Source organism: Nitrosomonas sp. Is37 (assembly GCF_033063275.1).
GTDB lineage: Bacteria > Pseudomonadota > Gammaproteobacteria > Burkholderiales > Nitrosomonadaceae > Nitrosomonas.
On record NZ_JAWJYP010000008.1, the window covers coordinates 16,936 to 31,838 of the forward strand.

The following is a 14,903-nucleotide window of genomic DNA, read 5'->3' on the forward strand; positions in this document are numbered from 1 at the left end:
TCTGATAAGCCTCAATTTAGATGGCTCACCGGTTTGGATAAATCTAGCAACTGGAATTTAGTCATCAATGGATGAAATTGTTACCGGCATTACTGATAGAGGAGAGGCAATGAATGCGATATGCAAAACGGGACATCACCCAATGTTTGAAATTGCAGCATATTTTAATGTTCATTACAGTACAGTTAGCCGGTTAATTCGTTCATTTTGCAAGATACAATGACTGACACCTTTTCTTTGACTATTGTCCAATAACCATCTGATTTAAATTGCATTTCACACAAAAGAACGCCTATGCGCCTGCACATTAAGTCATTCATATTGCGATACTATTTATGAATAGAGTGCAGCAATTTCGCGAATGATACGTAGCCATAAATGAATATGGAGAAGGATGGTCTTATGGCACGTCCGATCAGACTGGAATTTTCGAATGGTTTACAAGATACAATGACTGACACCTTTTTTACGATCCTCCGTATCTGTATTTTCAGGTAAGAAAGCAGTGTTCGATTTTCAAGGAAATGTCATTAAAGGAGATTTAGGTTCGCGAGCGACAAACTAAACTTGTACGAGAGTAGATTGATCTTCGTGTTTCAGAATTTGAGGAAGATTGGCGGCTTGCGAGAAGCAGTCGAGAACTCAAAAAATCGAACCGTTACCATAAGTTAAGAAGTATGTGGGACATGAATGACATAACCTGTACTAGCTTAAACTTAATCTGATAGCTTCAAAAATTAACCTGAATTAATTCTGACATTGATTGACTAAATTTGATCCTAACCAGTCGGACAATTTTCTTTGATGCTAGCGTTAAATATCCCAGATTAACCAACATTAATTGCGAGTAATTTGCTGAAATAGACTAAACCTCTCCAATCGAATTATGATATTGGATTTATATGTTTTTTTCGATATTTAACTGAAAAGGATACAAGAAATAAATGTTATCTGCAGTATTGAATGGAAAGCGCCGCGGTACAGGCTTTGCTGGAAAAAAACTGATGCTTGGAGAGACAGATGGCGCAGAAGACGTTCTAACTGCGACTGTATTTGAGCGTATAGCTTATTTACCAAACTCCGTCCTTGAACGCTTTTTTGATACATTATTAGTACTTGATGAACCAATTGGATCGCTAGAGGAAATCATTTTTTGGCCATCCTGGTCACTATCTGATCAACGTATTGAACCAGACGTAATACTGCGCGGATCTGCGCGTACATTGATGGTGGAGGCTAAACGCTACGATGACGGGCTTCAGCAATACGCAAAACAGTTAACTAGAGAGCTACAGGCAGGGCTAGAGGAGGAAATGCTCGGCGATAAACTAGTGTTGCTAACTATTGGTGGTATGTTAGATTACTCCGAATCCACTACTTGTGATTTAAGGGAGCAGGTGAGAGCAGAGTTAGGTCCTGATTTTCCGGATTTCGATCTATTTTGCCGAAGCTGGCATCAGGTGTTTCAAGCGTTAAATTCCTCTATTACAGATGCTGGTGATGATGAGACAAATGGACTTTATCGGCTTGTTAATGACATAGCAGAGGTATATGAATGGCACGGTCTTAGGACAATTCCTTATCGACCACTTGGAGATATAAAATCAATTGGTATTCTTGTAACAAAATTTCCGGTAGATAATTTTAAAATTAATCTGGTTAGCGTACATAAAACCCAGTCCAGCAGGATATCTCATCCGTTATCAGAACTTCAGTCTGCAAGTATTTCGTTTGTATCATTCCCTATCAACACTTAGAGTATCCATTCATGAATCCCACTTTAGAAAATGCATTACTTGACGTTCGCAAGGCATACCGCTTATTAGCTGACTATCAGCAACGTTTGATTGAGCTTCTGGCCTTGATTCGTGAAGAACTGGGGGCATCCTCCTACTATCAGTGTTATCGCAATTCACCACCTCGTGGCTTTGAACGTCTGGAGCGAAGCAATGATGCAGGTTGGCGCTTTCTGTCGATGTCTGACGTGTCGGTATTGTGGATTCGCGATGGCGGTCAGGAAGACCCAATCCACTTTCACAAAACAGGTGATTTACTGATTGATGTGGTTATCCGCAGTGATACTGGAAATGGCCGACATGAGAACAATTACGCACTAGTGGAGGAAAGCAGTAGTGAGCTATGGATCTACTTTTTTTTGTGCAAGACACCACAAAATAAGAGCCACAACTGGTATCAGAAAGTTTGGGATAGAACTAGATATCCGCAACTGAATAAAGCCGAGGTTTGCGAAAATAATCCTGGCTACTATATGTATGGCGAATCGTTACAGTTGAGTGACCTGTCAAACGAGTCTGCAGTCAAGCAAGCAATAAAAACACTTCGTGAAAGGGCAAGCGCAAATCTTGAATATAAGATCTGAGGTGCTTGGATGTGTAAGCCAACAAGATTGCTAAAAAATGACAAGAAAGGCCATTATGGGCTTCTCAATATACCGAAAAGCGGCAGGAGTTTAAAAAAAATAGTGTTAGGTATGACATAAAAACAATTGATCTGCTTTAGGGTAGGTTTGCTTGTAACCATTTCTAGTAACTAGATACAAACTTTATTTGTCCGGCTTGGTCGGAAGTGATCATTTCAATGATACCAATTGTCAGTGCTTATTCAATTCTTTTCCTGAATACGTCAGATTAAATCCAAACTTCTACACATTAACCAGTATTAAATACAAAGGCGAGTACGTTTACCATTCCGTATTTGACGGCGGTGTTTCAGATGATATCGATTTTGCGGAATAGTAAAAGTAAGCTGGCACATTTGATTTACGGAGTTATTAACTACTTTAATCATTCAACACTCGCAATTCAAGACGGTATTTGACTCCATGGGCGCTGCGGAAGGTTCCGTACCTCCTATCTACTATGATCCTAAAAACCGCAGTTGATCGCTTGATTGGAGAACTAAACTCATGACATATAGAGGCATTTTCGAGATTTTCTCATTTACCAAAATGGTGAGACCGCTACGAGGTGCATCATATGACGCTCCAGGCACAAATGCGGCGTTGCTCTTCGTTGCAGAGAACACCCTGCGGCCTCATCGCGCCTTGCCTCGCACCTGGACCACCACACGCTCCACCCCGTCCAACTGCGGCTTTTAGGACGATTTAGCTTTGGACACGGTGCCTTATACCCGCTCGTTTTAGATCGGGATAAAGAGGGGCTGATCGTATCCCTTACTCAATGATTATTAATGCCGGTTGTCGCGCACAAGGAAAAGCTGATTAAGAGGAGCGATTTCCTCATGCACTTATCCCAGGGCGGAGTGGTGCATTTGGAAGCTGCCTCGGTTCTGACGAGAAGAACCAGGTCATCATCTCTTTGTCTAAAATTTATTATTTTAATTCTCGAAAGCTTCCAACGATCCTCACCCCAGTTTTGAGGAAAGCCTAAATGGCCCGCTGGTTCCGGAATTGAAAGCGCTATTCCCCGGGGCGTTGTATACCCCGGCCAGATCAGATCAACGCGTAGGATAGCGAAGATTTCGCCAAAGCAGTGAAGGCGACGCGGGCCGCAAGCAATTTCTCATCGTGGGGGTCGTCACGTATGTGCGTCGTGACGGACGCCTCTGGCACTATTTGTTAACCTCGTTCAAATAAGGAGGAAGTTATGTCTGAAATCACTAATCGGCCAAAGCTCAGCGAAAAAGGGTTGCTGACCCCTCATAATTGCGTCGTCACGCTGATCGATCTTCAACCACAAATGCTATTTGGCGTTACTAACTTTGACCGCCAATCGATCATCAACAATAACCTTGCGCTCGCAAAAGCCGTTAAGGTGTTTGACATCCCCGTCGTTCTCTCCACGGTTGAAACCAAGAGTTTTAGCGGCAATGTCTGGCCGCAGATCCAGGCTGTTTTCCCTGATCGAGTGCCGATCGAGCGCTCTTCCATGAACTCTTGGGATGACAGAAACTTCGTTGCAGCGATCGAGAAAACGGGTCGGAAAAAGATTGTATTGGCCGGCCTGTGGACCGAAACCTGCGTCGCGCTTCCAACGATACAAGCCATACACGACGGCTACGAAGTCTATGTCGTCGAAGACTGCTGCGGCGATGTCAGTCAGCTTGCCCATGAGAATGCGATGAAGCGAGTGATCCAGGCAGGTGCGAAGCCGGTCACCTCGCTGTCTGTGATGCTTGAGTGGCAGCGCGACTGGGCTAACCGTGGCACCTATGACGCAATCATGGATATCGTCAAAAATCATTGTGGAGCATATGGGATGGGCGTTGAATATGCCTACACCATGGTGCACGGTGCCCCGGCAACGCGGTTTCCCGAGTACATCGTTCCGGCCACCGTGCCTGCTCACAAGTAATAGGAATATCCCAATCAACCGATGCAGGAGGTTGACATGACCACCGACACCATCTTTTTAATGGCACCCCATCGGCACACTAGGAGAATGGGTACCGTAGGATTCAGACAATGAGGAGTGAATCTATGGATAACAATATCAATAACAGCACGGACCAAGCGCTCACCGAAAGAGTGCTGAAAGCTTATTCCCGTATCGAGAATCCGCGACTCAAGTCGATCGTCTCGAGCCTGATCAAACACCTGCACGCCTGTGTCCGGGAGATGAAGGTGAACGACGAAGAATGGGAGTTTACTTGGGATTTCATGGCAAGGATGGCAGAGAAAACCGGCCCTGAACGAAACGAGTTCATACTGTTGGCCGATGTCCTCGGTGTGAGCCAACTGATCGAAATGCTCAATCATGAGGAACCGGGGCAGCCCGTGGGATTTGCGCTGGTGGGACCCTTCTTTCGTGCCAATGCGCCTTTCCGCGAGCGCGGTGCTTCCATTGTCAGCGAGGATACGCCAGGTAAGCGTGTCCGGATCTCGGGACGGGTATTCGACTTTGGAGATAAGACTCCTATCGAAGGAGCGATTCTCGATACCTGGCAAGCCGCGACTAATGGGCTGTATGAGAACCAAGATGAGCAGCAGCCGGACTATAACCTGCGCGGCCGTTTCAGAACGGACAAAAATGGGGCCTTTGAACTGATTGCGCTGATGCCGGCCGCCTATCCCGTTCCGACGGACGGCCCCGTCGGTGAATTCTTGCGCGTCGCCAAACGACCACCGAATCGGCCGGCACACATTCATTTCATCGTATCGGCTCCGGGCTATGAAACACTTGTCACCCAGATCTTTGTCAAAGGCGACCCAGTCATCGAAGACGATGCCGTTTTTACGGCAAGCGCAAACATGGTCGGCGATTTCAGGGAAGAAGGGGATCACTTCTGGCTGAGCTATGATTTTCCGCTCAAGCGGGGTGTGTCAACTATACCGAGAGCCCCGATTCCTATCTAGGAGAGCCGACATGGAAGACATCGCGCAGCGGATCGTCGGCACTTGGCAACTGGTTCACTCCATTCGTGTCGATTCGGCAGGAAAGATAGAATACCCCTATGGGGAAGACGCTGTGGGGTATATCTACTACAGCGACACCGGCATCATGGCGGTGCAGATCAGCCGGAAATCCAGAGGTGTGGCCGAAAACCTGGCACGCCTCAAGCACGATTACTTGGCTTACTTCGGCCGCTATGAGATCGACACCGAAAAGCGCGTGGTCCGCCATTTTGTTGAAGGCCAGCTTTTTCCAGGGGATCACCCGGAGGTCCTCGAAAGAGCGTACCAATTCGACGGGGACCGCCTGTTGCTCACGCCGACGGATGGGACCCATCGCGAAATTCTGTGGCAGCGGGTCGGCAAACAAAGCAAAGATGAATAGCGTTGATTACCGGAGTCACCGGGATACTTCGGGTCTGAATACCTCAGCGTATCTCAGGGCCAGGTCTTGCTTTTTGCTGCACTAGGCGAACACCAATAGACAAAAGACAAGACCTCGCATATTGATACTGCCGATGAAAAGCACTGAATAGAGCACTGAATAGTAGTGTTGAATAGACTGAACCGTAAGACACTGACAAGACTTTAGGTGTATGAGCTTGTGGGCTAGATAGGTGTTGCGGTTCATTTCTCGTTCAATTAAACCGAACGGTAACTTAGTTGTCCCTGAAAAACCCGGTTTTTTCAATCACCGAGTTGTAGGTTAGGCCTATTGTCAATCAATAACCGATTAAGATTGATACCGAAACGAGCACACAAAAGTGCCAACTGGCGCAGAATCTTGCGCAAGTTATAGCCAACGCCACACAGTAAGGCATTCATGACATCGTCTGCGACACCTTTGAGAAAGTTTCTCCCCAGATGCCCATCGTTTTTCATGTGCCCGATCACCGGTTCCATCGCACTGCGTCGCTTGAGCTTCTTTTTGATCGCTACTGTCACTTCCTGCTTGACTCCTGTCATCCATACCTTGACCGTATCCGTTACCCCATGTCCTTGATAGCCTCGATCCACATAAACTTCCTTTGACGCAATACCCGTCAGTTTGTGAATTTGTTCCAAGGATGCTGTCAGCGTATGCCCATCGTACGGATTGCCTGGAAACGATTTCATTCCCACGACAAAGCTCTTCTTGCTAGTACTGACTACACCTCCCTTGACTCCAAACTCATAAGATTTGTGCGCCTTGCCCTTGGCAATACATTCAACTTCCGGGGCATGTATGCTGTACACCTTGTTTTTGTCATGTTATTTCTGCACATGAATACTTTTGGCAATTTCCAGCTACTGCTTAAGTCTGGGGTATTCTGCTGATGTTTTCTGATAACTTGCGCTCGATATCGCGAATTACCCGGACGAGGTAAGTCCTGAGCCGCTTTTGTTCACGCACGGCACGCTGCATCTGTCTAGCATGGGCATAGCGCCCATTCATCATGAGCGTGCGTCTGGATAAACGCTCGTAGCGGCAATCCCCATCCGCTTTGCTAGTCTCACCAGCGCACTTCTGGCCTTGTGATACAACCGAGCATCCGTCGGATAGACGATCGCTTTTTTCCTCCAGTAATAATCGTTCCATTCCCAGAAGATAATCTGCCAGAAACAGTCGTATACCGCTAGCTTCGGGCGGTCAAAGACTTTCTGCAAATCCTGACGGGTGTGTGTAAGCATGACATCTCGTTAAAGCTTAATGATACAAACTCACTGCTTGGAGTAAGTTTGACTAAGAATATAGCTTTATGTATATTGCATGATAACAAAAAAGAAAAGCGGCTTATCTTTTTACTGTATACCAAATAAGAACTGACTTGAGCATCACCAATGCGGACAGAATGATGACTGAAACCAGAGAAAGCTAGTTTTTTAGAAATTGGTGATCAAAACATTTCTCTCCATTTTATCAAAATCAAGCCTCAAACTGAATCTGGTCATGCTAAAACTAGATAAGCCAAATTCTGCAGAAGCGCCTGCAAAATCAAACCTGTCTTACTGGCTTTCTCTAGTGGATGAGCAATTCCGGAAAAAGAGCTATACACTTGCGCGTGACTTTATCTTGCGGGGTTTGGTGGATTTCCCGAATCACCCTCTTTTGCTGGATAGGTTATTTATTGTTGATCGCCAATGGAATTTGCCTATTGCGGGAAACAGAATCCATCTTGTGATACCCAAAGAAAGTGATCTCTCATTTTTTCAGCAGTGTTATGCCAATGCTGAATTTATGGACCAGTTTCTACCGATGGGTCGTAAAAATCAAAATGCTGAATCAATACTTTTTGCGCTTAAGAATAGTGAATTTTCGGTCGTTCAATTCAAGACTAAACACTGGGTTATCAAGAAAGAGGAGCGTGAAGGTCTGCCTCAAAATGCTTCAGAGACTAACCTGAAATCCATTGGGCTTGCAAGTTTGGTTGATATCCAGATTGCCCATCGACGGGCTGAATTACTCGTTGGCATTCCAGATAAAGAAGATCGTAAACAAGCTGCCGCAGTAATTGCCACATTGCTCATTTTTGATTTTGCATTCAATCAAATCAGCTTGCATAAATTAACCTCAATAGTGATTGCTAATAACCTTCACTCCCAAAGAAGTACAGAGTCCATTGGATTTATCCAGGAAGGATTGCGCCGGCAACACCTGCGTGATCCAAAGTCGCGTATGTGGTTGGATTGTTATGAAAATGGAATGATTGAAAACAATTTCCGTGAGAACGGAGTGATAGCACGCTTATCGCAACGCCTGCTCGGACGAAATATTACAGTAAAACATTTTTGAAACGCCATTAACTTAATGGAGATTTTATGGTTTTTTATATTGGCACAAATGGCAATGATACTCTGACTGGCGGCGATGGTAATGATACTCTAAAAGGTAGCGCTGGTAATGATTTACTGGATGGCAGCAAGGGTGATGATTGGTTGGATGGTGGTGACGGCGATGATCATTTGTTCGGCGGAACAGGCAATGATGTATTGCAAGGAGGGAAAGGTCTTGACTGGGCTTATTACTTTGACGCACCTTCCGCTGTGACAGTAAACCTTGCTACTGGTACCTCTTCTGGCGGTGCTGGCAATGATACGCTCAACGGAATTGAAGGTGTTATGGGTAGTGCCTTCAGCGATACTCTGACAGGTAGTGCTGGTAATGATTTGCTGAGTGGCGGGGATGGTAATGATTGGTTGGATGGTGGTGACGGCGATGATGACTTGTTCGGCGGAACAGGCAATGATGTATTGCAAGGAGGGAAAGGTCTTGACTGGGCTTATTACCGTGATGCGTCGTCATCTGTAACGGTGAATCTTGCTACTGGCACTTCCTCTGGCGGTGCTGGCAATGATACGCTCAACGGAATTGAAGGTGTTATGGGTAGTGCCTTCAGCGATACTCTGACAGGTAGTGCTGGTAATGATTTGCTGAGTGGCGGGGATGGTAATGATTGGTTGGATGGTGGTGACGGCGATGATGACTTGTTCGGCGGAACAGGCAATGATGTATTGCAAGGAGGGAAAGGTCTTGACTGGGCTTATTACCGTGATGCGTCGTCATCTGTAACGGTGAATCTTGCTACTGGCACTTCCTCTGGCGGTGCTGGCAATGATACGCTCAACGGAATTGAAGGTGTTATGGGTAGTGCCTTCAGCGATACTCTGACAGGTAGTGCTGGTAATGATTTGCTGAGTGGCAAGGATGGTAATGATTGGTTGGATGGTGGTGACGGCGATGATCATTTGTTCGGCGGAACAGGCAATGATGTATTGCAAGGAAGGAAAGGTCTTGACTGGGCTTATTACCGTGATGCGTCGTCATCTGTAACGGTGAATCTTGCTACTGGCACTTCCTCTGGCGGTGCTGGCAATGATACACTCAACGGAATTGAAGGTGTTGTGGGTAGCGCCTTCAACGATACTCTGACAGGTAGTGCTGGTAATGATTTACTGGATGGTGGTGACGGCGATGATCACTTGTTCGGCGGAACAGGTTTTGACCGGGTTTTTTACGATGAAGCGTCGTCATCTGTAACGGTGAATCTTGCTACTGGCACTTCCTCTGGCGGTGCTGGCAAAGATACGCTCAGCGGAATTGAAGGTGTTGTGGGTAGTGCCTTCAACGATACTCTGGCAGGCGATAGTAATAACAATAGCCTGGATGGTGGTGACGGTGATGATCATTTGTTCGGCGGAACAGGCAATGATGTATTGCAAGGCGGAAAAGGTTTTGATTGGGCTTATTACGGTGATGCGTCGTCATCTGTAACGGTGAATCTTGCTACTGGCACTTCCTCTGGCGGTGCTGGCAATGATACGTTCAACGGAATTGAAGGTGTTATGGGTAGTACCTTCAACGATACTCTGACAGGCGATAAGAATGCCAATAACTTGGTTGGAGGCGCTGGTAATGACATACTCAATGGTAAAACTGGAGCCGATACGATGAGCGGCGGACTCGGCAATGACAGATATACTGTTGATAATGCAGGTGATGTTGTCACTGAAAACTCTGGTGAAGGCACCGACAAGGTCAGCAGTAGCGTAACCCACACTCTATCCGCCAATGTTGAGAATCTCACGCTGACAGGTACATCGGCTATTAATGGTACGGGTAATGGTCTAGCTAACGTATTGACGGGCAATTCAGCGGCTAATCAGTTGAATGGAGGCGCTGGTAATGACACGATCAATGGTGGGGGAGGCAACGACACGCTCAATGGTGGAAGAGGTAACGACAAGCTCAATGGCGGTACTGGCACCAATACTCTGACAGGCGGATCAGGTAAAGATATCTTTAAATTCACCACCGCGGGTCATCTTGATAAGATAACCGATTTCACTGTAGTTGATGACACTATTCAGCTTGAAAATTCTGTTTTTACCTCATTAACGTCAACCGGAGTATTAGCTGCCAATCAGTTTAGAATTGGCTCACACGCATTGGATGCAAATGATTTCATCATATACAACAATGCGACCGGTGGATTGCTCTACGATGCTGATGGCAGTGGTGCTGGTGCAGCAGTAAAAATTGCTACAGTTGGTGTTGAGTTGAGCATGACTAATGCAGACATAGTGGTGATTTAGTCATAGGAGCTGATTGCCTGGAAATTGGTGATCAAACAGATTTCCAGGTAATTATATAAAACAACTTCTGAAAATCAGTGTCCAGCCACAAATTAAAATTAGAATCTTTTAGCCTGAATCAGATCAGGGATTGTTGATAGCGCTGAGTTTATATAAATTGCAAATAAAGTCTGGCTATTTTTTGGGTATGATATTGGTCCGATCGTTTGTCACGTGAATGTCTTCTTCCATTTCTAAATCAAACCTAACTTTGTCGGCTTCACCTTGCCGTATTATTGATACTGTCTGCGGCTCGCCTTCGTGTCATCTTTGATTTAGAAATGGAATTCAAAATCTTCCGACCAGGATTTCCATAACCCTGTCGGATTGACAATAAATTCCATGATCAGGTAGAAAACCCTGCTAAGATTACTTGATCAAGCGAGCTTCAGCATAGATTCTTCGCACGACAGGATGCTTTAATTTTTTCTTCCAAATTAGCTTGCATGCCAGCGGTACGACCTTCCTCAAAAGCGATATATGGCGCTATTCCTTTGCTCAGGCGATAAGCTGTCCACATCGCGCCGACGCGATTGCCTTGTGCACAGTGAAGCAGCACGGGCGTGGTAGCTTGTTCAATTACGTTGGTAAAAGTGGCCAGTTGTTCATCGTTAATACCGTCGCGGGTTACCGGGATGTTGATATAACGCATGCCAGCTGCTTCGACAGCCTGTTTTTCTTCAAGTGTGCCTTCAGCTTCGGTACGTAAATCAATAATCGTTTTGAAGCCTTGCGCGGCAAGTTCCTGCACGCCTCCCTCATTCAATTTACCCCCAGTAGCAATTTGTGTGGTAGCACGATTGTAATTAGTAACTGCTTTAATCTGATTGCCAAATGGGACTTGGTTTGCTGCACTGGTAATGGTTGTGAACGACATAAGCAACAATATAATGATGTAATGTGTCGAATTCATATTGAGTTCGTTTAGTAATTCCAAAGTAAGTAATGGCTTAAGGTAGCACAATTTGAAGGATAAATTAACTGTAATTCCATTTCCAAATCAAACCTGACTTAGTCAGCTCCCTTAGCCGTATTATTTATATTGTCTGCGGCTCGCTCTTGCGTCATTGTTGATGTGGAAATGAAATAGGAGGTGAAACAATTGGCAACTTCCCAGCGTAATTTGGATACTGCGTGGCATAACCGAACAGCCGATGAAGCAATGGCAATCCTTCAAACCAGCCGTCATGGTCTTACGCAGACGGAAGCGGAGCAGCGGCTCAAGCAGTATGGATCTAACTGGCTGAAGCCACCGCGAAAACGTAGCGCATGGATGCGTTTCTTACTGCAATTTCACAATGTGCTGATTTATGTGCTGTTGGCTTCAGCGGTGATTACCATGTTGTTAAATCACTGGGTCGATACGGCCGTGATTGTGGGGGTGGTGATCATCAATGCCTTGATTGGCTTCATCCAGGAAGGTAAAGCAGAAAAAGCATTAAACGCAATTCGTCGTATGCTCTCACTGGATGCTATTGTTTTGCGTGATGGCAAACATAGGCAAATCCCCGCAGAAGAATTGGTTCCTGGTGATATTGTATTGTTGCAATCGGGCCATAAAGTACCTGCTGATCTGCGTTTATTCAGCGTCAAAAACTTGCGTATAGAAGAAGCTGCCTTAACCGGAGAATCCGAGGCTATAGAAAAAACAGTCGAAGCAGTGCCAGCGCAGGTGGCAATTGGTGATCGCTTGTGTATGGCCTATTCGAGTACTTTGGTTGTCTTTGGTCAAGGAACAGGGATTGTAGTGGCAACAGGTGATGATACCGAAATAGGACGAATCAGCACCATGCTGGAGCGCGTTGATACCATAGAAACTCCCTTGCTTAGACAGTTGACGGTATTTGGACACTGGCTGAGTGGTGTGATTATCGTTTTAGCCGTTTGCATGCTGATCTATGGTCTGCTTCGGGGTAATTATCATTTAGGCGAAATGTTTCTGGCAGCTGTCAGTATTGCTGTTGCCGCCATTCCAGAAGGGCTGCCTGCCATTATGACTATTACTCTAGCGTTAGGTGTACAAATGATGGCCAGGCGGCATGCCATTATTCGCCGCTTGCCTGCAGTGGAGACTTTGGGTGCAGTAACGGTCATTTGCACCGACAAGACAGGGACGCTCACGCGGAACGAGATGACGGTGCTGCGCGTTATCACAGCTGATTATCAGTTGGAAGTGAGCGGAGTAGGTTATACACCTGTTGGGGGATTTAGAATGCAAGACAGTGAGTTTTTCATGAATGAGCTTGCAGAGATATTTGAACTCTTTCGAGCAGGACTGCTGTGTAATGATGCGCAATTACGTCAACACGAGAACAACTGGGCAATTGAAGGAGATCCAACTGAGGGTGCATTGATCACGCTCGCCTTAAAAGCGGGGCTGGATCCATTATTCGAACATGAATCGCTGCCGCGTACCGATGCCATTCCTTTTGAATCCGAGCACCGCTTTATGGCCACCTTGCATCATGATCATGTGGGGCATGGCTATATTTATCTCAAAGGGGCGCCTGAAGAAGTTTTAGCTGTTTGCACAAAGGAACGGAGCACAGATGGAGATCGTCCGCTAGATAGTAGCTACTGGCACACGAAAATGCAGGAAGCGGCTGCACTAGGGCTACGGCTACTTGCCATTGCGGGCAAGGCTACTGAAAAGGGTCAGATGACGCTGAATTTCGATCATGTTCGTGCTGATTTTACCTTGCTTGGGGTAGTTGGCATTATCGATCCGCCGAGGGAGGAGGCGATTGAAGCTGTGCAACAATGTCGATCAGCGGGAATACGCGTGAAAATGATTACCGGTGATCATAGCGCCACCGCACGGGCAATTGGGATGCAGCTTGGGATTGGGGATGGTCAGATGGCGCTGAGTGGGGTTGAGCTGGATCAGATGAATGATGCGCAACTGCGCGAGGCGGTTAGCAAAACGGATGTTTTTGCGCGCGCCAGTCCAGAGCACAAGCTCAGATTGGTGAAGGCATTGCAGGCTAACGGTGAGATCGTTGCCATGACCGGTGATGGGGTAAATGATGCACCTGCCTTGAAACGAGCGGATATCGGTATAGCGATGGGTAAGAAAGGCACTGAAGTAGCCAAGGAAGCATCTGAAATGGTGATTGCTGATGATAATTTCGCCTCGATCACGCATGCAGTGAAGGAAGGCCGTACGGTTTACGATAACATCAGAAAAACGATTATCTATATTATGCCGACCAGCGGCGGTCAGGCTGGCATGCTGATCATTGCTATTTTACTTGGAATGACACTGCCAATTTCTCCTGTGCAGATTTTATGGGTCAATATGGTTACTGCAGTCACGCTCTCATTGTCACTCGCTTTTGAGAAAGCTGAGCCAGGGATCATGCAGCGTCCCCCTCGTGACCCCAGCGCACCCATCCTGTCACGGTTCATGATATGGCGTATTGCGTTTGTGTCCCTGTTTCTTACTGGCGGTGGGATTGGGTTGTTTTTATGGGAACAAGCGCAAGGTGGCAGTATTGAAGTATGTCGAACTATCGCAGTCAATGCCTTGGTGATGGGAGAGATCTGGTATTTATTCAATTGCCGTTACCTGCTGTCTCCAGTATTACCCTATCAAGGATTGCTGGGAAATCCTTATGTGCTGCTTGCTATTGGTATCCTGGTAGTGATTCAGCTTTTGTTTACTTACAACCCATTGATGCAACAATTGTTCGGTACGGCTGCGATAGATACCGCTGCTTGGACTAAAGTGGTGTCATTTGGTGTGCTGCTTTTTCTGGTAATCGAGGTTGAGAAGTATTTGGTTAGTCGTTATAGAACTGCTCGGGTGTAATGTTCTTATCAGCAGCTTTTATCTTAGCAATGCGATGAAAGTCCATTCATTGTTTGACAATAGACAACTTTGATATTAGCTATAGACATCCATTACGACAATCATAATGGCCTAGTTGCAGGAGTTGCCTTTAAAAGCTGGGTTGATGTTGATCCAGACAATATTTACGTCACTAAGATCAAGCAGGTTGGTGATTATGTTCCTGGGCAGTTTTATAAACGGGAGCTCCCTGGTATTCTCAAACTATTGCACGAATATGATTTGAAACCCGAGTGTATCGTGATTGATGGCTATGTTTATTTAGATGGTTGTTCCAAACCGGGGTTGGGTAAGCATTTGTATGATGCATTGCATGGCAATGTAAAAGTTATTGGCGTGGCAAAGAAACCATTTGCTGGCATTAGCAAAGCATATGCGATATATAGAGGGTCTAGCAAGCAACCACTCTATATTACAAGTGCTGGTGAAGCACTCTCTACCGCAAAATTGCACATTCTTTCCATGTATGGCATATATAGAATGCCAACTATGCTAAAAAAAGTTGATCAATTAAGCCGTTTAAACGGATCAGCGCATCTGCCTCAATAAAATACTCTCTGATTACTTATT

General features: G+C 45.9%; 13 protein-coding genes and 1 pseudogene. 11 read left to right on the forward strand and 3 right to left on the reverse strand.

The features are described from left to right. Positions 1 to 944 precede the first annotated feature (944 nt). From R2Q26_RS05270 to R2Q26_RS05300, 7 genes and pseudogenes are all read left to right on the forward strand, one after another. Entirely contained in the window at positions 945 to 1,757 is an 813-nt protein-coding gene (locus R2Q26_RS05270) for a hypothetical protein (RefSeq protein WP_317535310.1), read from the forward strand. An 11-nt stretch (positions 1,758 to 1,768) separates the two neighbouring features. Beyond that, entirely contained in the window at positions 1,769 to 2,380 is a 612-nt protein-coding gene (locus R2Q26_RS05275) for a hypothetical protein (RefSeq protein ID WP_317535311.1), read from the forward strand. Between the two features lie 546 nt (positions 2,381 to 2,926). Continuing rightward, a complete protein-coding gene (locus tag R2Q26_RS05280) occupies positions 2,927 to 3,118 on the forward strand; it encodes a hypothetical protein (protein WP_317535312.1) in 192 nt (63 codons plus the stop codon). Positions 3,119 to 3,368: 250 nt separating this feature from the next. Then, positions 3,369 to 3,568: pseudogene (locus R2Q26_RS05285) on the forward strand (hydrolase); the annotation flags it as partial. 58 nt (positions 3,569 to 3,626) lie between these two features. Continuing rightward, positions 3,627 to 4,334, forward strand: a complete 708-nt coding sequence (locus R2Q26_RS05290) for a hydrolase (protein ID WP_317535313.1) — start codon at positions 3,627 to 3,629, stop codon at positions 4,332 to 4,334. Between the two features lie 125 nt (positions 4,335 to 4,459). After that, positions 4,460 to 5,335: a dioxygenase gene (locus tag R2Q26_RS05295; protein WP_317535314.1), complete on the forward strand. Its 876-nt coding sequence runs from the start codon at positions 4,460 to 4,462 to the stop codon at positions 5,333 to 5,335. A gap of 10 nt (positions 5,336 to 5,345) precedes the next feature. Then, positions 5,346 to 5,756 carry a lipocalin-like domain-containing protein gene (locus R2Q26_RS05300; protein WP_317535315.1) on the forward strand — a complete coding sequence of 137 codons (411 nt, stop codon included), beginning with the start codon at positions 5,346 to 5,348 and terminating at the stop codon, positions 5,754 to 5,756. A gap of 302 nt (positions 5,757 to 6,058) precedes the next feature. On the opposite strand, the gene R2Q26_RS05305 is transcribed toward R2Q26_RS05300, so the two are convergent. Then, positions 6,059 to 6,607, reverse strand: a complete 549-nt coding sequence (locus R2Q26_RS05305) for a transposase (protein WP_317535316.1) — start codon at positions 6,605 to 6,607, stop codon at positions 6,059 to 6,061. Between the two features lie 58 nt (positions 6,608 to 6,665). Next, positions 6,666 to 6,950, reverse strand: a complete 285-nt coding sequence (locus R2Q26_RS05310) for a hypothetical protein (protein ID WP_317535317.1) — start codon at positions 6,948 to 6,950, stop codon at positions 6,666 to 6,668. Between the two features lie 351 nt (positions 6,951 to 7,301). Between R2Q26_RS05310 and R2Q26_RS05315 the strand changes: the two genes are divergently transcribed. After that, positions 7,302 to 8,144 carry a GNAT family protein gene (locus tag R2Q26_RS05315; RefSeq protein ID WP_317535318.1) on the forward strand — a complete coding sequence of 281 codons (843 nt, stop codon included), beginning with the start codon at positions 7,302 to 7,304 and terminating at the stop codon, positions 8,142 to 8,144. A gap of 26 nt (positions 8,145 to 8,170) precedes the next feature. Continuing rightward, on the forward strand, positions 8,171 to 10,444 hold the full coding sequence (locus tag R2Q26_RS05320; protein WP_317535319.1) for a calcium-binding protein: 2,274 nt from the start codon (positions 8,171 to 8,173) through the stop codon (positions 10,442 to 10,444). A 427-nt stretch (positions 10,445 to 10,871) separates the two neighbouring features. Here R2Q26_RS05320 and R2Q26_RS05325 read toward each other — a convergent pair whose 3' ends face one another. Continuing rightward, entirely contained in the window at positions 10,872 to 11,396 is a 525-nt protein-coding gene (locus R2Q26_RS05325) for a protein tyrosine phosphatase family protein (RefSeq protein WP_317535320.1), read from the reverse strand. 180 nt (positions 11,397 to 11,576) lie between these two features. Here R2Q26_RS05325 and R2Q26_RS05330 point away from each other — a divergent pair, with 180 nt between their 5' ends. Both R2Q26_RS05330 and R2Q26_RS05335 read left to right on the forward strand, forming a co-directional pair. Next, positions 11,577 to 14,294, forward strand: coding sequence for a cation-transporting P-type ATPase (locus R2Q26_RS05330; RefSeq protein WP_411182320.1), 2,718 nt, complete (start codon positions 11,577 to 11,579; stop codon positions 14,292 to 14,294). A gap of 69 nt (positions 14,295 to 14,363) precedes the next feature. Continuing rightward, positions 14,364 to 14,882 (forward strand): endonuclease V, encoded by a 519-nt coding sequence (locus tag R2Q26_RS05335; protein WP_317535322.1) that lies wholly within the window; start codon positions 14,364 to 14,366, stop codon positions 14,880 to 14,882. Positions 14,883 to 14,903: the final 21 nt, after the last annotated feature.